Below are 26,366 nucleotides of genomic sequence, written 5' to 3' on the forward strand. Positions count from 1 at the left end.
TCCGAACCGGCCCAGCCAGCCTACGAACCGGGCCGGCGGACTCCCGCCCTGCGGTACCGGACCGGGCGCTCCCGGCGCTCTCAAGGGACCACGTCCCAGCTGCTGTTGAGACAAGTCGCGCTCCCTCCCCCCAGGGTGGCACGTGGCATTCGCGAAGCTTCCAGTCTAAGTGGTCAGGGATGCGCCTGTGGTGTGGACCGGAACGAGCGTCTCCGTCAGTCGGCCGCGGCCTCCCGGGGCCAGTGCGTCAGGGCCATGTGCAGCGCGTCGACCACCCGCTCCCACGACCGCTGAACATCACGCGGCGCGCCGAAGCCGCCGGTGGACTCCAGGGCGCAGTAGCCGTGGAACGTACTGCGCAACAGGCGTACGGCGTCGGTGAGATCGGGTTCCTCCAGGCCGTAGGCGCGCAGCAGGCCGTAGGTGAGCTCGGCGGTGCGCCGGAGGGCGGGGGAGGCGGCGACCAGGGTCTGGTCGATACGGATCTGGGTGGCCGCGTACCGGCCCGGGTGCGCCAGGGCGTAGGCACGGTAGGCGTCGGCGAACGCGGCCAGCGCGTCCCGGCCGGAGCGGCCCGCAACGGCGACGGCGATACCGTCGATCAGCTCGCCGCCCGCGAGGAACGCGACCCGGGTGCGCAGGTCCTGGAGGTTCCTGACGTGCGAGTACAGGCTCGCGTCCTTCACGCCGAAGCCGCGGGCCAGCGCGGACAGACTGACGTTCTCGAAGCCGACCTCGTCGGCGAGGTCGGCCGCCGCCGCCACGACGCGGTCGGCGGTGAGTCCCGCACGCGGCACGGTGCACCACCTCTCCTCTGACCTGCGGTAACTGGAGACCCTAGGACAATAGCCAGTAACAAGAGGAGTGCTCCGCGTGTTTCCACACCGCCGCCGCCGGTTTCCGGCACCAGACTTGACCACCATGGACGACGACTCCGGCACCCCCGCCCCCGCTCCCACCGGCCTCCGCGCCACCGCACTCCTCGGCCGCCCCAAGCTGTGGCTCATCCCCACCGTGCTGACCGGCCTGCTCGCGCTGCTGCTGTCCCTGCTCTACATGGGCGGCATCGTCAACCCCAACCGCGAGCTGAACGACCTGCCCATCGCCCTCGTCAACAGCGACACGGGCAACCCGCTCCCCGGGCAGCAGCAGAACCTGGGCACCCAGATCGCCCACTCCATCGTCACCGACACCAGCAGCCGCGCGGCCGGCTGGCGCCAACTCACCAGAGCCCAGGCCCAGAAGGAACTCGACGCCGGCAAGGTCTACGGCGCCCTGGTCATCCCCGCCCGCTTCACTGACTCCGTCGCCGCGCTCACCACCACGAACGCCACCGCCCGGCCCACGATCACCGTGCTCACCAACCCCGGCAAGGGCAGCCTCGGCTCCTCCCTCGCGAGCAAGATCTCCACGACCGTGGCCCAGAAGGCCTCGCTCACCATCGGCAAGCAGCTCACGGCGGCAGCCCCGAAGGCCGACTCCACGCAGAAGCTGCTGCTCGCCGACCCGGTCGCCGTCGTCACCCAGGTCGGCCACCCCATCGGCAGCAACAGCGGCATCGGTCTGACCGCCTTCTACTACACCCTGCTGCTGGTCCTGGCCGGTTTCATGGGCGGCAACGTCATCAGCAACGGCGTCGACACGGCTCTCGGCTACGCCGACAACGAGATCGGCCCCTGGCACACCCGCCGCCCCACGGTCCCCATCAACCGCACGCAGACTCTCCTCCTGAAGATGGTCATGACGGCCGGCATCACCCTCCTCAGCGTCTCCCTGATCATGCTCGCCGCCGTCAGCATCCTCGGCATGGACGCCACCCACATCCCGCTGCTGTGGATCTACTCCTACTGCGCGGCCCTCGCCGTCGGCCTCGGCGTGCAGGCCATCAACGCCGCGTTCGGCGGGATCGGCCAGCTGGTCTCCATGTTCGTGTTCATCGTCCTGGGCCTGCCGTCCTCCGGCGCGACCGTCCCCCTCCAGGCCGTCCCCGGCTTCTACCGCTTCCTCTCCCACTTCGAGCCCATGCGCCAACTCAGCGACGGAGTAAGGGCGATCCTCTACTTCGACGCACGCGGCGACGCGGGCCTGACCCGCGCCTGGACCATGATCGGCGTCGGTACGGCCATCGGCCTGATCTTCGGTTTCGCGATGGTCCAGTACTACGACAGGAAGGGCCACAAACGCCTGACCCCACAGCCGATGGGCTGAGCGGCAACTGCCGGCCCGGACAACCTGCGCAGCCGCGTGGCCGGTGCGTACAGCACGGTCAACTACGGGATACGTCCGCTGGGACAAGGACCGGCCGCGGAGGCCGTCAGCCACCCGGAGTGACCCGAGGCGCGGAGGCCCAACCCCTTCGGCGGCAAAGGGACTTCGCCGGTCCTGAGCGGCTCGTGCGCGCACGCCCAGGACCGGGGTCCTACCCGGTCAACTCGATCAGCCCACGCAGAGCTTCACGTTCACGGTGTCGCCCGTTTTCACGATCTTCGGGGCGTGGGGGGTCACTTCGACCACCGAGTCCGGCTTGCAGCCCGAGCTGTTCACGCTGCTCACCGTGCCGAGCTTGATGCCGGCCTTGAGGAATCGCCCCTTGGTCGTGCGCAGGTCCGTGCCCGTGAAGTCGATCGCGACGGGGCCTCCCCCCTTGCCGAAGTCCAGCAGCAGGATGGCCTTCTTGTAGTCGGAACCCTTGGTGGTCGCCGTGGTCATGGGCTTCTCCGCCGTCGTCGGCGAGGTGCCGCCCGTCATGGACGCCAGGGCCGTGCCGCCGCCCGCCGCGATCAGGACCGCGGCGAAACCGGCGATGAGGGTGGCCCGCCTGCGGCGGGTGCGGTGGACCATGCCGGCCGTGTCGAAGGCCGGGGAGTCGGTGGAGGGCGCGAAGTCGTTCATGGCGTTGATCAGTTCCTCTTCGAAAGGTGTGCAGCCGGAGGACCGCGGGTCGTACGAACTCATTGGGTTCCTTCCGTGAGCTGCTGTGGCGAAGAGGCGGAGAGTGCGGGGAACTGGCTTCTCAACTGGCCTATTCCACGGGCCAGCTGGGAACGGACGGTGCTCTGCGAGATCTTCAGGTCCGCCGCTATCTCGGCGTCCGACAGATCGTGGAAGTACCGCAGCACCACCACCGTCCGCATCCGCATGGGCAGTTGCTGCAGGGCGCGCACCAACTGGTCACGGCTGTCGATCCGTCCGTACTCGTCACCCGGCGCGGCAGGCTCGCCGTCGACCGGGTGCTGAGCCGTACGGCGGAATCTTCGCCAGCGGTCGTTGGCGAGGTTGACCATGATCCGTTGTACGTACGCGTCCGGGGCGTCCTTGGCGCTGATGATGCGCCACTTGCGGCAGGCCCGCTCCAGGGTCTCCTGGACCAGGTCCTCCGCCGCGTCGCGGCTGCCCGTCAGGACGAAAGCGCCCCGGAACAGCGCGGCCGACCGGGCGGCGACGAATCCATGGAAGTCTCCCTCCGTCGATCCAACTCCGTTGCTTCCCGCGTCCGTTGCTCACTGGCTGCCAGATCCACACGCTCCTCCCTTCCTGTCACCCCTCCTCGACGGGAAAGCCCATGGATCTGCTGCACGGCGATGACGTGACCTGGGTCACGCCGTCGACAGCCTCCTCGTCAGCCCGGCCGCCGCCAGCGCCGCCACGGCCGGCGTCGCCAACGCCAACCGCAGACTCGTCGCCCCCGCGAGCAGCCCCACCGCGGGACCCGCGAGCAGGAACCCCGGCCACTGACCGATCGTGATCACCGACACCCCTTCGCCGGGCGGGACTTCGGGCTGCCGCCCGGCCAGCGCGATCACCACGGGCATGACGCACGCCAGACCGAGTCCTACGATCGTGAACCCGGCCAGCGCGAAGGTCAGTCCGGGGTGCGCGAGACCAACTGCCGTTCCCAGTACGACCGTCAGCAATGACATCCGGACGTAGAGACGCCGGCCCAGCCGGGCCACGAAACGGTCGCCCACCAGCCGCCCGGCCAGGATCGCCACGGTGAAGCACGTGTAGGTCGCCGCGCCCAGCGCCGCACCCGCGTCCAGATAGTCGGCCGTGAACACCGAACTCCACTGCGAGGCCGCGCCCTCGACGAAGGATGCCAGGAACGCGATGGAGGCCAGCAGCACCAACTGCGGTGTGAAACGGTCCTTGAGCGGGCGGCGCCGTTCCGCCGGCGAAGCCGTCTCGTCGGGCAGTCGGCCGCCCAGTGTCAGGAGCAGTGCGCCAAGTACCGTGCTGCTCACCGCCAGTTGGAGCCCGGGTGACACGCCGACAGCCGCGGCCAGGGTGCCCAGTGCCCCGCCCGCCAGCACTCCGCAGCTGTAGCAGGCGTGGAACCGGGACATCAGCGGGCGGCCGTGGGCGTGTTCCGTCGCGACGGCGAGGGTGTTGACGGGCGTGTTCAGGGACGTCGCCGACAGCCCCCACACCGCGAGGCCGAGCACCAGTGCCGGTACGGCCGAAGCCCCCGCCAGCACCGGTGCGTTGAGCAGTACCAGGACCGTCGCCGCAAGGCACAGCAGCCGGGTGCTCACCCGGCCGATCAGCACGGTCACGAGGGCCAGGGCGACCAGATCGCCGACGGCCGAGGCGCTGGACACCACGCCCCAGCGCGCGGTGTCCAGCCCCACCTGGTCGCGGATCGCGGGGATCCGCGCCATCCAACCGCCTTGTGTGGAACCGAGGATGACGAAGACCAGGCCGACCGCGAGCCGTGCCCGTAAGTCGGACGGGACCGCTGTCGCGGTCACCCGTTCACCCCCGTGTAGTTGCTGAGGCTCCACCGCCACAGCAGCCGCGCCCCGAGATACGTCAGCAGGCCCACGAGGGGCGAGCTCGCCGCCAGCCAGTACGGCACCCCGATGTCGTGGCCGTGCCCGGTGAGTACGGCCGCCGGGAGGAAGGCGACGAACGCGAGCGGAAGGCCGTAGGTGAGGAAGCCGCCCACCGCGCGGGGCAGGACGTTGAGCGGGTAGTTGCCGAAGGTGCCCAGGAGGTCCTCCAGCCAGCGGCTCCAGTAGTCGGCCGACGGGTAGCGGAGGGAGGCGCTCGCCACGGTCGTGAACAGGGCCGCCTCCAGGAGCATGCCGCCGATGAGCGCGGCGATCAGGTAGGCGATGCGGCCCGCCGTCCAGTCCAGGTGGCTGCGGCTGAGCGCGCCCACCATGAGGCCGCCCGCCACCGTGAGGTCGCCGATCGCGTTGGTGGGGAAGTACTCCAGCTGCGCCTGGCGGTGGACCGGCATCGGCCGCACCAGGTAGATGTCGATGCGGCCTTCCTGGATGTAGCGGCCGAGGCCGTGCATACGGCCCAGGAACAGCACCATCAGCCCGTGCGCCATCATCCGCGTCGCCGGGATCAGCAGCACGTCCGAGCTGTCCCAGCCGCCCATTCCGGAGAACCGGGTGAGCAGCACCGTCGCGAACACGATCACCGACACCTGCCAGATCGCGCCGATCGCGATCATCAGCAGGAACTCGGTCCGGTATTCGAGCTGGGCACGGAAGTTGAGTCGTGTGATACGCCACACGATCCGGACGGCTTTCATAGGCATCAGCCTCCTTGCGAGACGACCCGGCGGGCGGCGCGCCGCCACAGGAACCGGGTGAACAGGGACAGGGCCGCCACCCAGGCGGCCTGCAGGGCGAGTTGGGCGCCCGCGTCGGACAGCGGGATGCGGCCCACGTAGATCGAGAGCGGCACGCTGAGCGTCGCCTGGAACGGCAGGAAGCGGCTCATCGTGATGAACCAGTCCGGGAAGAACCACAGCGGCGCGTACACACCGGACAGCAGGTTCTGCGCGAAGATCAGGATGAGCATCGCGGCCCCGTTGCGGAGCGTCCAGAAGCACAACTGGTCGATGAGGAGCATGACGTAGTACAGGACGAGCTGCCCCAGCAGCATGCTCAGCGTGAACACCCCTGCAACGGCAGGTGACTTGGGCGGTTCCACCACCCCGGCCGCGAGGCAGACGGCGTATCCCGTCAGCGCCCAGGCCAGCCCGTACAACTGCTCGCCGAACGCCCGCAGCGCGTAGTAGCGCTGGGGCGGCAGCGGACGCAGATACCAGTAGATGATCGTGCCGAAGTGCATGTGCTGCAGGACCGTGTCCCGGCCCGCGTACTGGTCCAACTCCCGCAGCCGGGAGGCGAGTACGGCCAGTACTGCGTACGTCACCGCCTGGTCGCGGGTGAGTCCCGCGGTGGTGCCGGTCTGGGAGTACAGGCCGCGCCAGAGGGACGCCACCAGCACGATCTGCACCGTCAGCCGGAGCAGGGCGGCGGTGATGCGGGGCGGGGCGAGGAGTTCGCCGAGCGGGGTGACACGGGCGGCGCGCCAGGCGTGCAGGGCGGCCACCTCAGGTCTCCTCGGCGCGCGGTCCGGCCTGGACGTACGCGGCCCGCATCACGTCCTCCAACTCCGCCTCGTCCATGGCGATCTCGGTCACCTCGTACCGCTCGATGACCTGTTTCAGGGCTTGGTGGACGGTCGGCCCCCCGGTGCCGTCCGGGCCGAAGACGAGCTGCGGTCCGTCCCGCCGTACCAGTGCGATGCCCGGCAGCGATACGACCTCGGCGTGCGCGTCGGCCAGCGTCGCGCGGATCTGCCAGGTCGAGCCGAACCTGCGGCGGATCTCGTCGAGGGTGCCGTCCAGCACCAGCCGGCCGTGGTTGATGAGGACGACCCGTTCGGCGAGCCGGGCCACCTCGGTCATGTCGTGCGTGGTCAGCAGGACCGTACGGCCGCGCTCCTCCACCTGGTGGCGCAGGAACTCGCGCACCTGCTCCTTCACGACCACGTCCATGCCGATGGTCGGCTCGTCGAGGAAGACGACCGGCGGGTCGTGCAGCAGCGCGGCGGCCAGATCGCAGCGGACGCGCTGGCCGAGGGAGAGATGGCGGACGCGGGTGTCCCAGAAGGACGACAGTTCGAGGATGTCGTCGAACTCCCGCAAGCGGGCCGCGTGTTGGGCCTTCGGCACCTCGTAGATGTCCCGCAGGATCGAGAACGACTCGCGCACCGGCAGGTCCCACCACAGCTGGGTCCGCTGCCCGAACACCGCCCCGATGTTCCGGGCGTTGCGCTCCCGCTCCTCGTACGGCACCACGCCCGCCACCCGGGCCTCGCCGGAGGTGGGCCTGAGGATGCCCGTGAGGATCTTGATGGTGGTGGACTTGCCGGCGCCGTTCGGGCCCAGCAGGGCGAGGAGTTCACCCGGGGCGACATCGAACGTGACGTCGGAGACGGCGTGCTTGGGCACGCGGTCCGGGTTGACGAGAGAGCGCAGACCGCCGACGAAGCCCGGGCGGCGGACAGTTGTGTGAAAGGTGCGGGACAGCCCCCGGACCTCGATCTGATGTGCCGTTCGCGTGCTGCTCGCGTTCACTCGATCAGCCTTCGCGTGAGCAGGAACAGGGCCTTCATGATGCGGACCTCCTCGTCAGTCGGATCAGCCGGAGCGTCGCCAGCAGCGACGCGCCCGACATCGCGGTCAACAACCAGGGCACCGCGTGGATCCCGGCGGCCTCGATCCCGACGCCGAGCAGCGGTGGAGCCGCCCCCCCGCCGACATTCGAGGCCGCCATCACCCACGCCCCGGCCCGCTCGGCCTGGGGGAGCGCCCTGTTGAGCCAGGAAAGTCCCGTCGGGAAGACCGGTGCGATGAACAAGCCAACACCGGCGTACGCCACCGGTGCCACTCCTTTAACCAGCGTCAACAGCAGACACACCGTCATCCCGACCGCGCACACCGCGAGGATGCGCTCGGGGGAGTACCGCAGGGTGATCGGCACGACGAGGAAGCGGCCCGCCGTCATCATCAGCCAATAGACGGAGGTCGCCGACGCGGCGACGGCCGCCGTGTAGCCGACCGTCTCCAGGTGCGTGGGCTCCCAGCCGCCGACGCTCGCCTCGACCGCCACGTTGAGGATGTAGAGGACGAGGAACCCGACGAGGACCCGTGACAGGCCCAGGCCGACGCTTCCTCTCTCCGCTGGTGGATCGTCAGATACACGTGTACGTACGCCACTTGAACCCGCGAACGCCAGCACCGCCGCCAGTGCCGCGCACACCCCGAACGCGTACGGATAATTGTCCGGACCGAGCCAGGCCATCATCGCCGGGCCGAGCACCGCGCCGATGCCGTAGTGGGCGTTGAGCACGTTCAGCATGGCGGTGGAACGGTTGCCGAAGCCGACGGCGAAGAGCTGGTTGAGGCCGTAGTCGATGCCGCCGAAGCCGAGCCCGCACAGGAACGCCGCGGCCAGCGCGAGGGGCCAGTTCGGCGCGAGCGCGAAACCCGCGCCGCCCGCAGCCATCAGGCCGTAACCCCACACCAGCAGCGCCCGGTTGCTGATCCGGGAGTGGATCGCGTTGAAGGCGAGCACACCGGCGACCCCGCCCGCGAAGTGCAGACTCAGGCCGAGCCCGGCGGCGGACGGGGAGAGCCCGAACTCGTGGCGCAGGCCCGGTATCGCGGGCCCGTAGAGGGCCTGGAGCATGCCGATGAGAACGAAGCCGACGCAGGACGCGACCGCGGCCGACCGGCTGAAGAGCCGGTCGGCCACAGTCGATGTCACGGCCGCGCCGAGAACACGAAGGAGAACTCGGCGGGTTCGGCGTTCAGGAAGTACTGCGGGAGCGGGCCCGGGCCGCAGGACTGCGAGCCGATGCCGTGCTGCCCGTGGTCGAGGTTGACCCACACCGTGCCGGTGGGCGTGAGGTCCGTGCGGTGGGTGGCCGCGTCCAGCTGTTCCGTCGTCCAACGGCGGGCCGTGAACCAGAACTCCGGGTCGCCGTCGATCCGCAGCCCGCCCAGCTCCGCCCAACGGACGTCCGGACGGGCGCCGTTCTCCTGCGGACGGACGTAGGGAGTCTGGAGGCCGTCGACCGTGGACTCCCAACGGCCCAGCAGCAAGGCCGACTTGGTGTCCGGGTACCCCTCGCTGGGTCCGCCGCCGAACCACTTCACAGCCTCGGTGCCCGCGTCGAGCCCGAAGCGGACGCCGAGCCTCGGCAGTGGTACCGGCCAGTCGCCCTCGGGTGCCACGGACACCGTCAGCCGCAGCCGATCGCCGTCCGAGGTCCAGCGGTACACCGTGGCGAGCCCGATCTCCCAGGCGGCGGGCGCCACCCGGGTCCGTACGGTCAGCGCGTCCTCGCTCAACTCCACCCCGTCCAGGCGGTGTCGCATCCGGTGCAGCCCCAACTTGCGCCAGAGCAGGCCGTAGCGGATGTCCGTCTGCCAGGACGCGCCGTCGTCGTTGTCGGTGGTCGCCCGCCATACGTCCAGGCGGAGGGCGGTGACGTCCACCGCGCCGATCGACTTCAACTCGCCGGTACGGGCGTCGAAGGAGGCCGGGCCGAGAGTGATCCGCCGCTCGCCGAGGACGGGAGCGGAGGTGGCGGGGACATACGGCAACGGGCGTGTGGTGAGCGGGATTTGGCCCCAGCCCACCACATGGCCGACGGGAGCCCACGCGGTGTCGGCCGCCAGCAACGCCCGTACGGTCCACTGGGATTCGGCGCCGTCGGACTCCACGGGCGGTGCCGGCAGCTTCACATCGGCGGACTCGCCCGGTGCGAGCGGCGGCACCGTCAGCGGGCCCGACTCGACCGTCTCGCCGTCCACTTGGTAGGACCACTGGAAGACGAATGCGGACAGGTCGGCGAAGTCGTGCTTGTTGGTGACCCGCACGGAGCCGTCGTAGTCGTCGGGGCCGTCGATGGAGACCGGCTCGACGACCTTCTTGAACTCGATCAGACCGGGGGAGGGGACGCGGTCCGGGAAGAGCAGGCCGTCGCAGACGAAGTTCCCGTCGTGCAGCTCCTCGCCGAAGTCGCCGCCGTACGCGAAGCCGTAGCGCTCGTCCTTGATGCCGTGGTCGATCCACTCCCAGATGAAACCGCCCTGGAGCCGGTCGTACGACTCGAAGAGGCGCTGGTAGTCGGCGAGTCCGCCGGGGCCGTTGCCCATGGCGTGGCCGTACTCGCAGAGGACGAAGGGGAGTTGGCGGCGTTTGTGGGTGCCGCCGTCCAGGTCCTGGCCGATGCGCTCGACCTCGGCGTGGGAGGCGTACATCCGTGAATAGACGTCCGTGTCACGGGAGTTGATGTCGCCCTCGTAGTGCACGAGGCGTGAGCGGTCCCGGCCGTGGATCCACTCGGCCATGGCGGTGAGACCGCGGCCGGTGCCGGCCTCGTTGCCGAGGGACCAGATGACGATCGACGGGTGGTTCTTGTCCCGTTCGACCATGCGGGCCGCGCGGTCCAGCAGGGCCGGCGTCCAGCGGTCGTCGTCAACGGGGTTGTCGCGCCAGGCCTGTTCGGTGAAGCCGTGGGTTTCGAGGTCGCACTCGTCGATGACCCACAGGCCGTACTCGTCGCACAGGTCCAGGAAGTCCGGGTGCGGCGGATAGTGCGAGGTGCGGACGGCGTTGATGTTGTGCCGCTTCATCAGCAGCACGTCCTCGCGCATGGTCTCCAGGTCGAGGGCGCGGCCCTTCTCGGGGTGCCACTCGTGGCGGTTGACGCCCTTGAAGAGGATCGCCTTCCCGTTGACCTTGATCAGGCCGTCGGAGAGTTCGACGGTCCGGAAGCCGATGCGCAGCGGGACGCGTTCGCCTTCCGTCGTCAGCAACCCCTCGTACAGGTAGGGGAGTTCGGCTGTCCACGGCCGCACCGGGACGGTGACCGACTCGCCCGTCGCGACATCGATGTCCAACGCGGGCACGGTGATCCGGCCGTCGACGTCGGAGTCGACGCGCAGAGTGCCCGCGCCGCCGAGGTGGTCGTAGGAGGCGTGGACGAAGAAGTCGAGGGCGCTGCCCGGCGGGCGGTGCAGCAGGGTGACGTCACGGAAGATGCCGGGCAGCCACCACTGGTCCTGGTCCTCCAGGTACGAGCCCGCCGACCACTGGTGGACGCGGACGGCCAGCACGTTGCCGCCGGGCTTGAGCAGGTGTCCGACCGCGAACTCGTGCGGCAGCCGGGAGCCCTTGAACTCGCCGATGTCCGTGCCGTTCAGCCAGACGCGGGCGCAGGACTCCACGCCGTCGAAGCGGAGCACCGCCCCGCCGTCCGAGGGCCACTCGGACGGCAGGTCGAAGACACGGAGGTGGTCGCCGGTCGGGTTCTCGGTCGGGACGTGCGGCGGGTCGACCGGGAAGGGGTAGAGGTGGTTCGTGTAGATGGGGGAGCCGTGCCCTTGCAGGACCCAGTGGCCGGGGACCGTGACCTCGGCCCAGTCCCCGGCGTCGTAGCCCTCCTCGGCGAACGAGTCGTCCTCGGCGTCGGCCGTCGCCGACACACGAAGACGCCAACTACCGTTGAGGGACAGTGACTTCGCGTCCGAGGCCGCGTACCGGGCGCGGGGCGGGAGGGCTCCGCTGCCCGGTGAGACGTCCTCGATGTAGTCGGCGGCGGTGCTGGAAGTCATCGGTCTCCAGGTCGTGAGATGCGGGTGTCAGCCCTTGATGCCGGTCTGCGCGATCCCCTGCACCAGCCAGCGCTGGAGGAAGAGGAACACGAACACCAGGGGCAGGATGGAAATCGCGGTGGCCATGAAGATCTGGTGGAAGACGACGGTCTGGTTGGTCATGTACGAGGAGAGCGCGACCTGGACGGTCCAGGCACCAGGATCCTGGCCGATGACCAGCGGCCAGAGGAAGGCGTTCCAGCCGCTGATGAAGGTGATCGTGGCGATCGCGGCGAAGAAGTTCAGCGAGTTGGGCACCACGACCTTCCAGTACGCGCCCCAGTAACCGAGTCCGTCCACGCGTGCCGCCTCCTCCAACTCCTTGGGGAACCCCAGGAAGTACTGCCGGAAGAGGAAGCAGGTGAAACCACTGAACAGGCCCGGGATGATGAGACCCCGGTAAGTGTCGACCCAGCCCAGGGACGAGACGAGGACGAAGCTCGGCACGAAGGTGACGGCCGTCGGAACCATCAGGGTGCCCAGGACGAGGTAGAAGATCTTGTTGGAGTGCTTGTACGGGATGCGGGCCAGGGCATAGCCGGCCAGCGAGCACACCAGCAGGATGCCCACGGTCATGGAGACGGCGACGACCAGCGAGTTCCACATCGACCGGGCGAAGTCCACCGAGGTGTCGTCGAAGAGGTCGCTGACGTTGCTCCACTGCAGGTTCGTGGGGAAGAACTTCCAGTGTTCCCCGGTGATTTCGGCATCGGTGGAGAGTGCGTTGCGGACCAGCAGATAGAACGGGACGAGGAAGAGGAAGGCGGCGACGCCGGTGGCGATGTACAGGCCCGTGTTGCCGAGGACGCCTCCGCGCCTCGTACGCCGCTTCTTGCTCAACTGTGGTGCGGTGGTGGTCACTTGGCCTCCTCACCCCTTCCGAAACCCATGAGCTTGCCCTGGAACAGGGTGACGATGATGATCAGCAGGGTCAGGATCACGGCGCCCGCGCTGCCGGCGCCGTAGTCCTGGTTCTCGCCGAGCGCGGTGTAGTACAGCTCGACGAGGGGCGGGCGGCCCCAGGTGGTCTTGGACAGGAGGTTGAAGAACTCGTCGAAGGCCTGGTAGGCGGCGATGAGCAGCAGCAGGATCACCGCGGTCGAGGTGGCCCGCAGCTGCGGCAGTGTGATGTACCGGAAGGTCTGCCAGCCCGGCTTGGCGCCGTCGATCGCGGCTGCTTCGTACAGCTCGCCCGGGATGTTCTGCAGTGCGGCCAGGAACAGGATCATGTAGAAACCGGACTGCAGCCACAGACGCGCGGTGACGATCACGAACCAGTACCAGGGCGGGCTGGGGTTGGACAGCCAGGCGATGTTCTCGACCCCGAACCAGCCGATGATCGTGTTCATCAGGCCGAAGCGGACGCCGCTGAAGATGGACATCTTCCAGATCAGGGCCGCCGCGACATAGCTGCACGCGGTAGGCAGGAAGAACACCGACCGGAAGAAGGCCCGCATGAACCGGAGCCGGTTCACCAGCAGAGCGAGGCCCAGCGACAGGGCCCAGGTGGTGGGCACGATGAACGCGGCGAAGACGGTGAACGTGCCGAGCGAGCCGACGAAGTCGGGGTTCGTCAGCATGTAGGTGTAGTTGTCGAAACCGACGAACCTGCTCGGTGTGACGGTGAAGCGTGCCTCGAAGAAGCTGAGGTAGATGCTCCAGCCGATCGGCACATAGACGAAGATCATCAGTCCGAGGAGGAACGGGCCGATGAAGAGCCAGAAGTTGAAGGTGCGGTTGCCCCGCAGACCCCGCCGCGGCTTGGCCGAAGTGGCCTTCGCCGGGGCGGGGTTCGCGAGGTCGCGCGTCGTGGTCGTCGACATGTCCAGTCCGTCCGGGCCTATCCGAACAGCTTCTTGAGCTCGCGGTTCACCGCCGTGTCGGCCTTGTCGAGAGAGGCCTCCGGGTCACCGCCCTTGCGCACGGAGTTGGCGAAGACGTCCTCCAGCGCGGTGATCATCGCCTGGGTCCAGCCGATGTTGTCGAAGTGGCCGAACTCGTTGAAGAGCTTGACGCCCTCGGCGGGCAGCCCGGACTTGAGCTTGGTGGCCCCGGCGGCGATCGAGGCGCGCGGCGGGATGTGGAAGCCGTAGGAGGTGGCCCAGTCCTCCTGGTCCTTCTTCTGGTCGATCCACAGCCACTTCACGTACTCCTTGGCCGCGTCGACGTTCGCGCCCTTGGCGTTGACGAACATCGACCAACCGCCGTTGTAGACCGACTGCTTGCCGGAGTCGATGGTCTTCGGGAACGGGAAGATGCCGATGTCGTCGCCGAGCGCCTTCTGGAACTGCGGCATCGCCCACATGCCGCAGAACTGGATGGCGCACAGGCCCTGGTTGAGCGCGGACGGGTCCCAGTAGTCCGTCGGGGCGTCGAGCAGCAGGTCGCCGCTGGTGAACAGCTTGCGCATCTTCTTGATGCCCTCGATGACGCCGGGCGTGTGGTAGGCGATCTGGTTCTGGGCGTTGAGGGTGTCGGCGCCGGCCGACCAGATCATGGGGTTGATGACCGCGTGCAGGTCGTTGCCGATGTACAGGCCCTTGACCTTGCCGGTGGTGAGCTTCGCGGCGGCCTCGATCAGCTCGTCGAGGGTCTCCGGCACCTTCACACCGGCCTTCTCCAGGAGGGAGGGCCGGTAGAAGAAGAACTGCGGGTCGTCGATCATCCGGACGCCGTAGATCTTCCCGTCCACCGTGTGCGAGGCGATGTCGGCCGGATTGAAGTCGGCCTTGACCGGGTCGATGATGTCGCTCAGGTCGGCCACCTGACCGCTCTTCACCATCTGGATCTGCGGGTGGAACTCGAACATGTCCGGCGCGCTCTTGGTGAGCAGCGTGGCGAACAGCTTGCTCTCGTAGTCGCTGCTGGTGATCCACTGGGTGGCCACATTGGCCTTGGAGTAGGCCTTCGCATAGCGCTTGATGGCCTGTTCGGTCCCGGCCTCGCCGTAGGCGTGGAACATCTGGGTGAGGTTCTTGCCCGAACCGCCGCTTCCCCCACGCCCGTTGTTGCCCCCGCACGCGGCCAGCGTGCCGGCCGCGGCCATTCCCGCTGCCGCCCGGAATATCGATCGGCGGGACCAGTTGCTGTTGCTCATTGCCGACATGGTGACGTCCTTGTCTCTCGCGCGGCTGCGGCTCCACGGCTCAGCTGCCCGTGGCTGAATTCGAGGTGCGGTGCGGGACGTTAACCTTCGGCTAAGGCTTCGGCAAGGGGTTGGACGAAGCCTGTTCGAAGCGTTGTGCAAGGTTCGGAATACCGGACGTGACGAAGGTGCGGGCCGCCACGCGGTCGGCCCGCACCAGGTGTCAGGTGGTCATCAGACTTTCGACCAGGCCTCGTTGGCCCCGCCGTTGCAGCTGTACAGGATCACTCTGCTGCCGTCGGCGGTCGCCTGACCGCTCACGTCGAGACACTTCCCGGACGCCTCGCTGAGGATCTGCCCGTTGGCGTTCAACAGCCACCGCTGGCCGGGATCACCCGTGAAGGCGGCTGCGGTCGTCAGCCCCGAACTCCCCACCGTCAGATACCCGTTGGCCCCCTTCAGGCCACCCTTCGCGTCGTACGACCATGTCTGCTCCGCCCCGCCCGTGCAGGTGCCGATCGCGGCCCCCGAGGCGTCCGCCGTCAGGCACTTCCCGGACTGGCTGCCCTGCAGGGCGCCGGTGATCGCCGTCGAACTCCCGTGGCCCGCCTGGCCCTTCCGGTCCTTCTGGTCGAGGACGTACGTCGTGATCGAGCGGGCGGCGAGGGTCGTGGAGACCGTGGAGCCACTCACCTCCGGCTTGGCGACCTTCGCCCAGTTCTCCGTGGCCGAGGTCCGCACGGCCTGCGTCGCCCGCACCGGCGTCCTGCTGTTGAAGTGCAGGTCGAGCGGAGTGTCCGTGGTGTTCTGGTTGTTGACGACGACGACCCACTTGCCGTCCCGGTCGTACGAGGTCACCTCCACACCGCTCGGCGCGCCCGTCACGTTGTGCGCGACGGAGCCCGGCCGGACGAACTTGCTGTACTGGCCCAGCGCGTAGTACCGCTTGGTGAAGTACAGGCTCTGGTTGCCGTCCGTCGCGTAGTCGGGGTCGTAGTAGATCAGCCCGTCGTTCCAGCCGACGTCGTTGCGCGCGGCCGGGTCCGTGCCGTAGCCGCTGGCGAGGGCCACCCACCACTGGAACGCCGAGTCGTGTGCGCTCGCGAAGTCCTTGTACATGATCCGGGACATCAGCAGGGCGTTGTCGATCGTCGGGTCGTACTCCTGGTTCCAGCCCGTGCTGCCCTTGCCGAAGCAGCAGATCTCGGTGGCCCAGGAGGGCTTGCCGACCGTCTTCGCCGTCTCGTAGACATTGCCCAACTGGCCGTCGTTCGGGTTGTTGTACGTGTGATGTGCCAGCTCGGACACGTACTGGGCGGTGTCCGGCTGCGCGATCCACTGCGGGACCTCGGTGCTGAAGCTCACCGTGCTGCTCGACTCGTCGGCGATGATGCTGGTCTTCTGCTTCCGGGCCCGCTGCTCGGCGCCCAACGCCCGCACGATGTCGTCGCGTTGGCCGACGGTGACCTGCATGCCCTCCTGGCCGCAGTCGCCGAAGTTGTTGTTGGGCTCGTTGAAGGGGCTGATGTAGTCGAACTCGGCGCCCTGCTTCGCGAAGTGGGCGGTGACGTCGGCGACGTACTTCGCGTAGTCGCCCTCGTTCTCGGCCTTCAACTGGCCGCCGCAGCTCTGCCCGTTGGTCGTCCACTGCGCGGGCGCGCTGTTCACGAACCCGATCAGGTCCTGGACGCCGTACTTCGCGGCGTACTTGAGGAACGTCTGCCCGCCCTTGTCCCTGCTCCAGTCGTAGGTGCCGTCGGCGTTCAGGAAGTCCTGGGCGGCGCGGGCCGGGGTGGTGACCGCGGCGCCACCGCCACCGATGTTGTAGCGGTAGGAGGAGAGGCCCAATCCCTTTGAGGAGAACAGGAGTTGGGCGACCCGGGCCTGGACCTCGGGCTTGAAGTACTGGAGGTCGTCGACCCACCAGGCGCCGGACGCGCCGATGTTGTCGATGGTCTGGGCCGCGTGGGGGGAGACCTCCGCCGGTGCGACGCCGTCGGCGTTCGCGGGCGGCGCGGATATCAGGGCCCCGGTGACGGCGAGCGCGGCTGCCGCTGTCGCGAGGATCGATCTCCTGGGGTGGTGCTGAGTCACGTGCATCCCTTCCGTCGTCATGAAGGTGGTGCGGTACGGCTCCTTGCCTGGGTGGTGCGGTTCTTGCCGGTCCTCTGTCCCACCGACTGAAGTGCCCCTTCGAGCGCGAACGTTGCCGCTCCGAGGCACGCCGGATCGGTGGGGATGGGGGAGAGGACGATCTCGGTGGCGGCGAACGGCCGCCTGAGCGCGTGCCGTTGGACGGCCTCGCGCACTTCGTGCAGCAGGGGTTCACCGAGCTTGCGGGCCACCCAGCTGCTGAGCACGACCACTTCGGGGTTGAGGAGGTTGACCAGATTGGCGATGCCCGCGCCGACGTAACGGGCCGTCTCCCGTACGACCTTGAGGGCCACGGGATCGTTCGCGGCCACGGCGCGGGCCAGCGCGTCGATCGTGGCCGTCTGGTCCTCGGGGTGCAGCAGTGGGCTCTGCGGGCTCAACTCCCGCAGGTTCAGCATGATTCCGGGCGCGCCGACATAGGCCTCGACGCAGCCGTGGTTGCCGCAGCGGCACAGTCGTCCGTCCAGGACGAGCGTGGTGTGGCCCCACTCGCCGGCGCTGTTGCTCACCCCCCGGTACAGCCCGCCGCCCAGCGCGAGCCCGGCGCCGACCCCGGTCCCGAGGTTGACCACCACCGTGTCCCCGCGCCCGCGCGCCGCCCCGAACCACATCTCGGCGACCGCGCCGGCCCGCAGCGGATTGTCCAGGTAGAGCGGGTAGGCGATGACCTCGGACAGCAGGTCCAGCAACGGCACGTCGTGCCAGTCCCAGTTGGGCGCGTACTCCGAGACACCGGTCTTGCGGTCCACCTGGCCCGGCACGCTCACCCCGACGCCGAGGACGCGCGCCGCCTCGACTCCGGCCTGCGCGACCACCGCCCCGACGGCGGCGGCGACATGACCGACCACCTGTTCCGGACGGCTCTCGCCGGGCCGCATGTCCTCGTCGGCACGGGCCAGGACGTTCAACGCCAGGTCGAACAGCTCGACATGGACGTACGTCTCCGCGATGTCGACGCCGATCAGTGCGCCCCCCGACGCGTTGACCGCGACCAGACCCCGGGGGCGGCCCCCCGCCGAGTCCTCGAAGCCGACCTCGGTGATCATCCGCAGATCCAGCAGCTCACCGACGAGCGTGGCCACCGTGGCCAGGCTCAGCCCGGTCGCCGCGGCCAACTCCTGCCGGGACGTGGGCGACTGGGCGATGATCTGACGCAGCACCTCGTAGCGGTTCGCGGTACGGATGTCGCGTGATGTGCGCTTCACCGGAGGTGCCCCCACCCTTGTGCCGTCATGCCGGGGCACGACGGCCCCGGCGCGCGGCAAGGCTATGGGCAGCGGGTGACGTTCGACAAGGGGTTAGGAAAGGGGCTATACAAAGTCGCCCACCCGGTCGTCGGCCCGGTCCTCCGCCGGGCCGCCCGCCGAGTCGTGGACCGAGTCATTCACCGATGACGTCCCGGACGAATGCGTTCGCGAACGTGCCCTGCGGGTCGAGGTCCCGCGCCAGCGCCGCGAAGTCGCCGAGCCGCGGATAGCGCCCGCGCAGCACCTCCGCCGGGGTGGTGAACACCTTCCCCCAGTGCGGTCGCGCGTCGAAGCCGTCCAACGCCTCCTCCAGCCGCCGTACCACCGGCAGTACCGTCGCCGTGTCCTCGATCCAGGTGAAGTGCAGCGCCACGGTGTCCCGTCCGTACGAGGGGCTCAGCCACTGCGCGTCGGCGGCGACCGTCCGCACCTCGCAGGTCTGCAGTACACCGGCGACCGTCTCCCGGATCCCGTCGACCGCATACAGTGCGTCGAGTGCGGCCGACCGCGGCAGCAGGTACTCCGACTGCAGCTCCGCCCCGCTGCTCGGGGTGAACTCCGCCCGGAAGTGCGGCAGCCGCTCGTGCCAGGGCCCCGGCACCCCGAGCTGCTCGGTGGTGTTCACCGCGGGCATCCCCGGTACCGGGTGCAGCGCCTCGGTCGCGGGCGCGGCCCACGGGAAGTCGACCGGCGCCTGGTCGGTGCGCCGCTTCAGCCACACCTGCCCGAAGCCCGGCTCCCGCCAGTCGGTGAACAGACTCACGCTGTACGCCGAGGCGGCCACCGTCTCGAAGTCCAGCCCGGCGAGCGGGAGTTCGGTGAAGACATGCTGCTCGACCTCGAAGGCCGGCTCCAGGTCGAGAGTGAGGGAGGTGACGACACCGAGCGCGCCGAGCGAGGTCACGGCACCGTCGAAGCGGTCGTCGCCGCGTGCGATCGTCACTGTGGAGCCGTCCGCCGTCACGATCTCGACCTCGCGGACGGCCGCCGCCAGCGAGCCGTTGCCCACGCCCGAGCCATGGGTCCCGGTCGCCACCGAACCGGCCACCGAAATGTGCGGCAGGGACGCCATGTTGGGCAGCGCGAGCCCGTGTGCGGCCACCCGGCGGGCCAGCTCCGCGTACCGGACACCGCCCGACACCCGTACCGTACGGGCCGTCTTGTCCACGTCGAACTCGGCCGGCAGTGCGGCGATCGACAGCAGGGTGCCGTCCGGGCCCGGCTCGGCGATCTCGTTGAAGGAGTGGCCGCTGCCCAGCACCCGCACCCGTGCGCTCTCGGCCACGAGGGTCCGGAGCGCGTCGAGTGTGCGCGGGCGGTGGAGTTCCTTCGCCGCGTAGGTGATGTTGCCGGCCCAATTGGTGACCGTCTCCGTCATGCCTGCCGTCCCTCCGGGAGCGTGCGTTTCTCCCCGACCCTCTCACCTGTCGGTGAAGAGTGCGGATTTCGTCGTCTTAGGTTGATAAAAACCGCCTGATGCCCAAATCTATCGCCGTTTGCCTGCGGTATCGGTAGTCTCCGGCGATATGAGCGAGCGCCTGCCCGACACCGACCTCACCCGCCACCGCCGGCTCCGCGAACAGGGCAGCCTCGACCGCGCCGACCTGGACGCGATCCTGGACGCCGGCTTCGTCTGCCATCTCGGAGTCGTGATCGAGGGGCGGCCGGTTGTCGTACCCACGGTGTACGGGAGGGACGGGCGGCGGCTGTATCTGCACGGGTCCGTCGCGAGTCGTAGCCTCGCGGGCGGAGAGCCCGTGTGCGTCACCGTCACGCATGTCGACGGGCTGGTGCTGGCCAGGTCCGTCTTCGAGCACGGGGTGAACTACCGCAGCGCGATGATCCACGGGGTGCCCCGCAAGGTCACCGACCCGGACGAGAAGCTGGCCGGCCTGCGCCGCCTCACCGAACAGGCGACGCCGGGGCAGTGGTCGTACGCCAGGCAGCCGAACCGCAAGGAACTCGCCGCCACCACGCTGCTCGTCCTCTCGCTGGAGGAGGCCTCCGTCAAGATCCGTACCGGTGGGCCCGACGACGGGGACGGGCCCGACGCGGAGCTGGGCCTCTGGGCCGGGACGCTGCCGCTGACCTCGACCTGGGGCGCGCCCGTACCGGACCCCGTACTGCAGGCGGGTATCCCGGTGCCGGAGCACATCGCGCGCCGCGGGGGAGCCGGGCAAGGCTGACCCGGCAGTGATCTCCACCCCGCCCCGTGGCGCCTGGCGGCCCGACTTGCCCCGATCCCGCCCACCCCCATGCGCTCAGGGGCGCGGGGCCGTGACATTTGCGGCTCCGCCACGGGGCGCACCCGGCCACAACGCACCCGCACCCCGCAAACAACCCGAGCCCCCACCCCGGCCCGCCCCGACCGACCGACCCGCACCACACCGCGCCCCCCGCTCCCACCGCGCGACCGCCGGGGGCATACCGTGAGGAGTCGTACGTCCGAGCAGGGCGCACGCGCCGGGAGGAGATACGGGATGGGCAGCCGCACCGCACTGGTCGAGGATCTGATGGAGCGCTTTCCGCATGTGCCGCGGGAAGCCGTCTTCAAGGAGGACCTGCTGCGCGGAGGTGTCGCCTTCGACCCGTCCGCGCTGAGCGACAACGAGGACGGCGAGGTCAAGCCGAAGTCGTACTTCATCTTCTCCTTCGACCACGGCACCCTGCCGGAGCTGGGCGAGGCCGCGCTGCGCCGCCCGCCGGAGGAGATCATCCTGACCGGTGGCCCCTACGACCTGAGGCGGACCGTCGTCTCCGTGCGGGTGAACCCGACGTCGCCGTACCGGGTGGCCTCCGACGACGACGGAGTCCTCGGGCTCTACCTCGACGGCAAGCGGATCGCGGACGTCGGTGTGCCGCCGATGCCGGAGTACTACCGGCACAAGCTCGCCAACGGGAAGTCCGTCATGGAGGTGGCCCCGACGATCCAGTGGGGCTACCTGATCTACCTGACCGTCTTCCGCGTCTGCCAGTACTTCGGCGCCAAGGAGGAGTGCCAGTACTGCGACATCAACCACAACTGGCGCCAGCACAAGGCCGCCGGTCGACCGTACACAGGAGTCAAGGACGTCGAGGAGGTCCTCGAAGCCCTGGAGATCATCGACCGCTACGACACCGCGAAGGTGTCGACCGCATACACCCTCACCGGCGGCGCGATCACCAAGACGGTCGCCGGGCGCGACGAGGCCGACTTCTACGGCCACTACGCCAAGGCCATCGAGGAGCGCTTCCCGGGCCGCTGGATCGGCAAGGTCGTGGCGCAGGCGCTGCCGAAGGACGACGTACAGCGCTTCAAGGACTACGGCGTGCAGATCTACCACCCCAACTACGAGGTGTGGGACGAGTATCTGTTCAAGCTGCACTGCCCGGGCAAGGAGCGCTACGTCGGCCGCGCCGAGTGGCACAAGCGCATCCTGGACTCGGCCGAGATCTTCGGCGCGCGCAACGTGATCCCCAACTTCGTGGCCGGCGTGGAGATGGCGGAGCCGTTCGGCTTCACGACCGTCGACGAGGCGATCGCCTCCACCACCGAGGGCCTGCGCTTCTTCATGTCGCACGGCATCACGCCCCGGTTCACCACCTGGTGCCCCGAACCGACCACCCCGCTCGGCAAGGCCAACCCGCAGGGCGCGCCGCTGGAGTACCACATCCGGCTGCTTGAGGCCTACCGCTCCACGATGGAGGACTTCGGGCTCAAGTCCCCGCCCGGATACGGCGAACCCGGCCCCGGCCGCGCGGTCTTCTCCGTCAGCTCCTTCATGGACAGCCTCCCCGCCGAGGAGCCCGCGGCTTTGTAAGGTAACGGTGTGGACAACTCCTGGTACAGGTGAGACGGGAGAGGCTCGGACACGTACAACTGCACAGAGGCGACTGACGGTTACCGCAATTGAATACCCGGCTTGTCAGTTGTGTGGGACGCGTGAAAGGCTCTGGCCCTGTCACGAGGCAGCCCCCCTCCAACTCGCTTAATGTCAGAGCTAGTTGGCCGTCATTCGTGGATGCAGGAGACCCATGCCCGACCTGCCGACTCCCCAGGACGCCGCTGAGGCCGCACTGTTCACCGAGTGCTGGGACGCCGTGCTGTCCTACGCCGACCTGTGCACGTCCGGCGCAGCCTCGGCCACCGAGCTGGCCGGCGAGGCCTTCGCACTCGGCATACAGGAGGCCCGGTCCGCCGGGTCCGGGCCGATGCGCGGTCCGGCCCGTCGCGTGCTGCCGGTGATACCGCTGCTGCTGACCGCCGTACGGACCACGGCGGCGGCGTGGGAGTTCGCCGGGCAGGGGCACCGGCTCGACCCGGACCTTCGGCTGTGGCTCAACTCGGAGAAGGCGGCCCGCTACCACGGCATGCCGTTGCAGCGCCCGATCGCCCTGCGCGGTCTGCGGGATCTGCAGGAGGCGGACGCGGCACTGCTGTGGCTGGCCGAGGTCGAGGCGCTGCCGCTGACCGTCGTGGCCCGCCGCCTCGGCCTCGACCCGGCGATCGTCTCCGGTGAACTCGCCCAGGTGCGCGGCCTGTTCAGGGACCGCTGTCACCGCAGCCACCTCGACACACCGATGGCCGCGGAGTGCCGCAGCTACGCCCGGTTGCTGGACGCGGTCACCCGGTCGCCGTCCGCCGACACACCCGAGGACCTCTCGCGCCACCTGGCCACCTGTGTGCAGTGCGCGGAGGCCGCCGCCTGTCTGCGACTGCAGGGCGGCGGACTGCCGTCGGCCCTCGCCGGCGGGGTGATCGGCTGGGGCGGGCTCGCGTACCTGGAGCGCCGCCGTCGGGCCGCCGAGGTACGGCTCGGTGCCGGGCGTCCCGTGGCCGAGCTGGAGGCGGGGGAATCGAAGGAGGGCGCGAGCAAGGCGCGTCTCGTCCGCAACGGACTGCTCGTCGCCGCCGTCCTCCTCTCGTTCGTGGCGCTCGGGGTGTCGATGATGCCGATGGGCGGCTCCGGGCGCGAGAACACGGCCAGCGACGACGCCGACAGCCGGCCGGTGATCGACCCCGGCTCCACCGTCGCCTCCGTCGGCACGCATCCGTCGACCACGCCGTCCCAGTCCGGCCGGCCGACGGCGAGCGACAGCAAGGCGACCGCCGCGCCCAGCAACAAGAACCCCGACACGGAACCCCAGGGCACCGCCTCGGCCACCGCGAGCGACGCACCCGCGCCGACCACCGGCGCGCCGGCGCAGCCGCCCGCCGCGGCGAGCTGCGACGTCACCTACGACCTGGTCGGCCAGTGGAACGACGGTTTCCAGGCCACGGTCACCGTCACCACCACCAAGGCCCTCGACAACTGGCGGGTCGCCTGGTCCTACCGCGACGGTCAGCAGGTCACGCAGATGTGGGACGCGAGCGTCGCCCAGGACGGCTCCAGGGTCACCGCCACCGCCGCCGACTACAACAAGAACGTCGTCGCGGACGGCAGCCTCACCTTCGGCTTCCTCGGGACCTGGAACAACAGCAAGAACTCCGCACCGTCCGGCTTCACGCTCAACGGGGCTGCTTGCGACTAGTTCTGACGTCGGGTCAGAGCAGTGACGTCCTTTCGTGGTGACGGTCGACTTCTGCCTTCCCGCTCCGGCCGCCACCGCACGGCAATTTACTAAGGCAGCTTTATAAACTAGCCTTAGTGTATGAGTGATGAAGACCTGGACCCCGAGGCCGTCGCCTCGGCCCTGCTGGCGAGTATCGGCGTGCTGCTGCGGCGGGTGCGCCAAGTGCCGGTCGAGGGTGGGCTCACGATGCCCGAGCGTGCCGCCCTGGCGCAGCTGGACCGTACCGGCCCCACCACCTCCTCGGCGCTGGCCCGGGACGCGCAGATCACCGCGCAGGCCATGGGAGCGACGCTCGGCACGCTGCGGACCCGGGGCCTGGTCGAGCGCCGCCCGGACCCGGACGACGGGCGGCGCGTGGTGCTGACGGTGACCGACGCGGGCCGGCAGGCGCTGCGGAACAAGCGCAACGAGCGGGCCGAACTCCTCGGCAAGGCCCTGACCGGCGGCACGTTCACCCCGACGGAGCTGGGGCAACTCGCCGCAGCCGCACCGCTGTTGGAGCGGCTGGCCCAGAAGATCTGACGCCGGCACGGCTGCCGCCGACGGCTGCGGAGGAAGCAAGCGAATGACGAAACCCCTCAGGACGCGCACCCCGCGCCGTCCGGCCGGCGAGGACCGCTACAAGTGGACCGCGCGCTGACGAACACCACCGCCGCGGTCTTCATGTCCGCGCTCGACGGCTCCATCGTGCTCATCGCCCTGCCGGCCATCTTCCGCGGTGTGCACCTGGACCCGCTCGCCCCCGGCAACATCGCGTATCTGCTGTGGATGATCATGGGCTACCGGCTGGTCCAGGCCGTCCTGGTGGTCACGGTCGGCCGCCTGGGCGACATGTACGGCCGGGTCCGGATCTACAACTCCGGGTTCGCCGTCTTCACCTTCGCCTCGGTCCTGCTCTCCTTCGACCCCTTCGACGGCGGCCACGGAGCGATGTGGCTGATCGCCTGGCGCGTGCTCCAGGCCGTCGGCGGCTCGATGCTGACCGCGAACTCGGCCGCGATCCTGACCGACGCCTTCCCCGAGGAACAGCGCGGCTTCGCCCTGGGCATCAACCAGGTCGCCGCCCTGGGCGGGATGTTCATCGGCCTCGTCGCCGGCGGTCTGCTGTCGGCCTGGGACTGGCGGGCGGTGTTCTGGGTGAACGTCCCCATCGGCGTGTTCTTCACGGTGTGGGCCTACCGCACCCTCCGCGAGACCGCCCGACGCGACGGCGGCCGTGTCGACTGGTGGGGCAACATCACCTTCGGAGTGGGCCTCAGCGCCACCCTGATCGCCGTCACCATCGGCCTCCAGCCCTACGGCGGCCACACCATGGGCTGGACCAACCCGCTGGCCGAGTCCCCGCACCTGGCCTGGACCCCGCCGCCGCCCGGCACCGCCCAACTCCTCCTGGTCGTGGAGGACATCGACGTCCCCCTGGCCAGGCCCGCCGTGCACTGCCTGGCCCTGATCGATCCGGCGGCCGGACACCTGGAGTCCGGCGCCCTGTCCGCGCGGCACCCCGGCCCCGGGGTACGAGTACTGCGTTCCACGGTCGGACGCGGCTACCACGGCCCCGCACCCATCAAGGGGCACGGACCGCACCGTTACGTCTTCCAGCTGTTCGCCCTCCCGGCTTCCCTGGACGGCACGCCGGTGGACCGGGTGCGCCCCCGCGCCCTCCTGGCCGCCGTCCCCGCGCCCGTCCTCGGCCGCGCCCGTCTGACCGGCGCCTTCGAACGCTGACTCCGGTACGGCGAATCCGCATACACAGCGAATCTTGGGACACGTTTTACGTGGCAGACGAAACTGCCGCCCCCGGGGTAACCGTCTGACATGGAGTCGGGCCCTTCAGGGCCGCAGCAACGAGAGAGTGGGGCACGTCGTGGGACGGCGCAAGGGCAGCATAGGTATCGCACTGGTCACGGGTGTGCTGCTGGTGGGCGCGAGTGCCTGCGGTGGGAGTGGCAGCGCCAAGGCGAGCGGGGACGACGCGAAGGCGTCGTCGGACAAGCCCAGCGCGAGTGCCTCGCCGTCGCCGACGAAGCCCGCGGGCCCGCCGATGCTGCTGGACACGATCACCCCGCAGACGGGAACCACGGTCGGCGTGGCCATGCCGATCTCGGTGATCTTCACCAACCCGGTGGCGGCCAAGGTACACGCCACGGTCGAGAAGCACATGAAGGTGAGCGCCTCGCAGCCGGTGGTCGGCGCCTGGCACTGGATGGGCAACCAGCGCGCCGACTGGCGCCCGAAGACGTACTGGCCCTCCGGCACGACGGTGAAGATCGACGCCGACATGACGGGCGTCAGCAACGGCAACGGCCGCTACGGCGTGCACAACTACACCCACACCTTCAAGATCGGCGACGATGTGCGCGCCGACGTCTCGGTCACCAACCACACCATGAAGGTGACCAAGAACGGCGCGACCGTACGCACCCTGTCGATCAACGCGGGCAGCGCCGAGTACCCGACGTGGGACGGCACGATGGCCGTCATCGACAAGCAGAAGAAGGTCCACATGACCTCCTGCAGCGTCGGCATCAGCTGCGACAAGGGCAGCCCCAACTTCTACGACCTGACGCTGCCCTGGGACATCCACCTCACCCAGTCCGGCACCTACGTGCACTACTCGACCGGCGACCCGAACCCGGGCAGCGGCAGCGCGCGCGGTTCGCACGGCTGCGTCCACCTCTCCCTCTCGGACGCCGAGTGGTTCTACGGCCAGGTCAAGCAGGGCGACCCCGTCACCATCACCGGCTCCCCCCGGGGCAAGGCCCCGGCGGACAACGGCTACGCCGACTTCAACCTGGACTGGAGCCAGTGGCTCGCGGGCAGCGGCTCGGGCGAGGGGACCACGGCGACGCTGTGA

At 69.3% G+C, this 26,366-nt stretch carries 22 protein-coding genes; 7 read left to right on the top strand and 15 right to left on the bottom strand.

Annotated features, from left to right (window positions below; genetic code table 11):
* Positions 1-215: 215 nt before the first annotated feature.
* Positions 216-797 (bottom strand): TetR-like C-terminal domain-containing protein, encoded by a 582-nt coding sequence (locus OC490_RS03945; protein WP_262056367.1) that lies wholly within the window; start codon positions 795-797, stop codon positions 216-218.
* Positions 798-921: 124 nt separating this feature from the next.
* Between OC490_RS03945 and OC490_RS03950 the strand changes: the two genes are divergently transcribed.
* On the top strand, positions 922-2,208 hold the full coding sequence (locus tag OC490_RS03950; protein WP_262056368.1) for a YhgE/Pip domain-containing protein: 1,287 nt from the start codon (positions 922-924) through the stop codon (positions 2,206-2,208).
* Between the two features lie 228 nt (positions 2,209-2,436).
* Here the strand turns inward: OC490_RS03950 and OC490_RS03955 are convergent, their stop codons facing one another.
* The 14 genes from OC490_RS03955 to OC490_RS04020 form a co-directional block, all read right to left on the bottom strand.
* Positions 2,437-2,955, bottom strand: coding sequence for a hypothetical protein (locus OC490_RS03955; protein WP_262056369.1), 519 nt, complete (start codon positions 2,953-2,955; stop codon positions 2,437-2,439).
* A complete protein-coding gene (locus OC490_RS03960; RefSeq protein WP_410098569.1) occupies positions 2,952-3,422 on the bottom strand; it encodes a SigE family RNA polymerase sigma factor in 471 nt (156 codons plus the stop codon). The genes OC490_RS03955 and OC490_RS03960 overlap by 4 nt, the downstream gene beginning before the upstream one ends.
* A 174-nt stretch (positions 3,423-3,596) precedes the next feature.
* Positions 3,597-4,748, bottom strand: a complete 1,152-nt coding sequence (locus tag OC490_RS03965; protein ID WP_262056370.1) for an MFS transporter — start codon at positions 4,746-4,748, stop codon at positions 3,597-3,599.
* Positions 4,745-5,545 carry an ABC transporter permease gene (locus tag OC490_RS03970; protein WP_262056768.1) on the bottom strand — a complete coding sequence of 267 codons (801 nt, stop codon included), beginning with the start codon at positions 5,543-5,545 and terminating at the stop codon, positions 4,745-4,747. Before OC490_RS03970 ends, OC490_RS03965 begins: the two co-directional genes overlap by 4 nt.
* A gap of 5 nt (positions 5,546-5,550) precedes the next feature.
* Positions 5,551-6,354 carry an ABC transporter permease gene (locus OC490_RS03975; RefSeq protein WP_262056371.1) on the bottom strand — a complete coding sequence of 268 codons (804 nt, stop codon included), beginning with the start codon at positions 6,352-6,354 and terminating at the stop codon, positions 5,551-5,553.
* 1 nt (position 6,355) lies between these two features.
* Positions 6,356-7,384 (bottom strand): ATP-binding cassette domain-containing protein, encoded by a 1,029-nt coding sequence (locus tag OC490_RS03980; protein WP_262056372.1) that lies wholly within the window; start codon positions 7,382-7,384, stop codon positions 6,356-6,358.
* Positions 7,385-7,418: 34 nt separating this feature from the next.
* Positions 7,419-8,576 (bottom strand): MFS transporter, encoded by a 1,158-nt coding sequence (locus OC490_RS03985; protein ID WP_262056373.1) that lies wholly within the window; start codon positions 8,574-8,576, stop codon positions 7,419-7,421.
* Complete coding sequence (locus OC490_RS03990) at positions 8,573-11,434, bottom strand: glycoside hydrolase family 2 TIM barrel-domain containing protein (RefSeq protein ID WP_262056374.1); 2,862 nt, start codon at positions 11,432-11,434, stop codon at positions 8,573-8,575. Before OC490_RS03990 ends, OC490_RS03985 begins: the two co-directional genes overlap by 4 nt.
* Positions 11,435-11,461: 27 nt before the next feature.
* A complete protein-coding gene (locus OC490_RS03995) occupies positions 11,462-12,334 on the bottom strand; it encodes a carbohydrate ABC transporter permease (protein ID WP_262056375.1) in 873 nt (290 codons plus the stop codon).
* Positions 12,331-13,296 carry a carbohydrate ABC transporter permease gene (locus OC490_RS04000; protein WP_262056376.1) on the bottom strand — a complete coding sequence of 322 codons (966 nt, stop codon included), beginning with the start codon at positions 13,294-13,296 and terminating at the stop codon, positions 12,331-12,333. The genes OC490_RS03995 and OC490_RS04000 overlap by 4 nt, the downstream gene beginning before the upstream one ends.
* A gap of 17 nt (positions 13,297-13,313) precedes the next feature.
* Positions 13,314-14,579, bottom strand: a complete 1,266-nt coding sequence (locus OC490_RS04005) for an ABC transporter substrate-binding protein (RefSeq protein WP_262056377.1) — start codon at positions 14,577-14,579, stop codon at positions 13,314-13,316.
* A gap of 213 nt (positions 14,580-14,792) precedes the next feature.
* Positions 14,793-16,658 (bottom strand): glycoside hydrolase, encoded by a 1,866-nt coding sequence (locus OC490_RS04010; RefSeq protein ID WP_262056378.1) that lies wholly within the window; start codon positions 16,656-16,658, stop codon positions 14,793-14,795.
* Between the two features lie 11 nt (positions 16,659-16,669).
* On the bottom strand, positions 16,670-17,917 hold the full coding sequence (locus tag OC490_RS04015) for an ROK family transcriptional regulator (protein WP_262056379.1): 1,248 nt from the start codon (positions 17,915-17,917) through the stop codon (positions 16,670-16,672).
* Between the two features lie 175 nt (positions 17,918-18,092).
* Entirely contained in the window at positions 18,093-19,337 is a 1,245-nt protein-coding gene (locus OC490_RS04020) for an FAD-binding protein (RefSeq protein ID WP_262056380.1), read from the bottom strand.
* Positions 19,338-19,485: 148 nt separating this feature from the next.
* Between OC490_RS04020 and OC490_RS04025 the strand changes: the two genes are divergently transcribed.
* The 6 genes from OC490_RS04025 (at position 19,486) to OC490_RS04055 (ending at position 26,366) form a co-directional block, all read left to right on the top strand.
* The gene (locus OC490_RS04025) at positions 19,486-20,145 is read left to right on the top strand and encodes a pyridoxamine 5'-phosphate oxidase family protein (protein WP_262056381.1); all 660 of its coding nucleotides are present in this window, start codon (positions 19,486-19,488) and stop codon (positions 20,143-20,145) included.
* Positions 20,146-20,439: 294 nt separating this feature from the next.
* The gene (locus tag OC490_RS04030) at positions 20,440-21,759 is read left to right on the top strand and encodes a radical SAM protein (protein WP_262056382.1); all 1,320 of its coding nucleotides are present in this window, start codon (positions 20,440-20,442) and stop codon (positions 21,757-21,759) included.
* 214 nt (positions 21,760-21,973) lie between these two features.
* Positions 21,974-23,470, top strand: a complete 1,497-nt coding sequence (locus OC490_RS04035; protein ID WP_262056383.1) for a cellulose-binding domain-containing protein — start codon at positions 21,974-21,976, stop codon at positions 23,468-23,470.
* Between the two features lie 120 nt (positions 23,471-23,590).
* Entirely contained in the window at positions 23,591-24,034 is a 444-nt protein-coding gene (locus tag OC490_RS04040) for a MarR family winged helix-turn-helix transcriptional regulator (RefSeq protein WP_262056384.1), read from the top strand.
* A gap of 102 nt (positions 24,035-24,136) precedes the next feature.
* Positions 24,137-25,237: an MFS transporter gene (locus OC490_RS49505; protein ID WP_410098529.1), complete on the top strand. Its 1,101-nt coding sequence runs from the start codon at positions 24,137-24,139 to the stop codon at positions 25,235-25,237.
* A 139-nt stretch (positions 25,238-25,376) separates the two neighbouring features.
* On the top strand, positions 25,377-26,366 hold the full coding sequence (locus tag OC490_RS04055) for a L,D-transpeptidase (protein WP_262056385.1): 990 nt from the start codon (positions 25,377-25,379) through the stop codon (positions 26,364-26,366).

The organism is Streptomyces sp. STR69, assembly GCF_024519455.1.
In the GTDB taxonomy this organism is placed as follows: Bacteria; Actinomycetota; Actinomycetes; order Streptomycetales; family Streptomycetaceae; genus Streptomyces.

Bases quoted from the DNA above. Each gene is read 5' to 3' on its own strand.
- OC490_RS04035 (WP_262056383.1), top strand. From the start codon at position 21,974: ATGCCCGACCTGCCGACTCCCCAGGACGCCGCTGAGGCCGCACTGTTC.
- OC490_RS03970 (WP_262056768.1), bottom strand. From the start codon at position 5,545: ATGAAAGCCGTCCGGATCGTGTGGCGTATCACACGACTCAACTTCCGT.
- OC490_RS04010 (WP_262056378.1), bottom strand. From the start codon at position 16,658: ATGCACGTGACTCAGCACCACCCCAGGAGATCGATCCTCGCGACAGCG.
- OC490_RS03990 (WP_262056374.1), bottom strand. From the start codon at position 11,434: ATGACTTCCAGCACCGCCGCCGACTACATCGAGGACGTCTCACCGGGC.
- OC490_RS03950 (WP_262056368.1), top strand. From the start codon at position 922: ATGGACGACGACTCCGGCACCCCCGCCCCCGCTCCCACCGGCCTCCGC.
- OC490_RS04025 (WP_262056381.1), top strand. From the start codon at position 19,486: ATGAGCGAGCGCCTGCCCGACACCGACCTCACCCGCCACCGCCGGCTC.
- OC490_RS04020 (WP_262056380.1), bottom strand. From the start codon at position 19,337: ATGACGGAGACGGTCACCAATTGGGCCGGCAACATCACCTACGCGGCG.
- OC490_RS04000 (WP_262056376.1), bottom strand. From the start codon at position 13,296: ATGTCGACGACCACGACGCGCGACCTCGCGAACCCCGCCCCGGCGAAG.
- OC490_RS04005 (WP_262056377.1), bottom strand. From the start codon at position 14,579: ATGTCGGCAATGAGCAACAGCAACTGGTCCCGCCGATCGATATTCCGG.
- OC490_RS04040 (WP_262056384.1), top strand. From the start codon at position 23,591: ATGAGTGATGAAGACCTGGACCCCGAGGCCGTCGCCTCGGCCCTGCTG.
- OC490_RS03955 (WP_262056369.1), bottom strand. From the start codon at position 2,955: ATGAGTTCGTACGACCCGCGGTCCTCCGGCTGCACACCTTTCGAAGAG.
- OC490_RS04030 (WP_262056382.1), top strand. From the start codon at position 20,440: ATGGGCAGCCGCACCGCACTGGTCGAGGATCTGATGGAGCGCTTTCCG.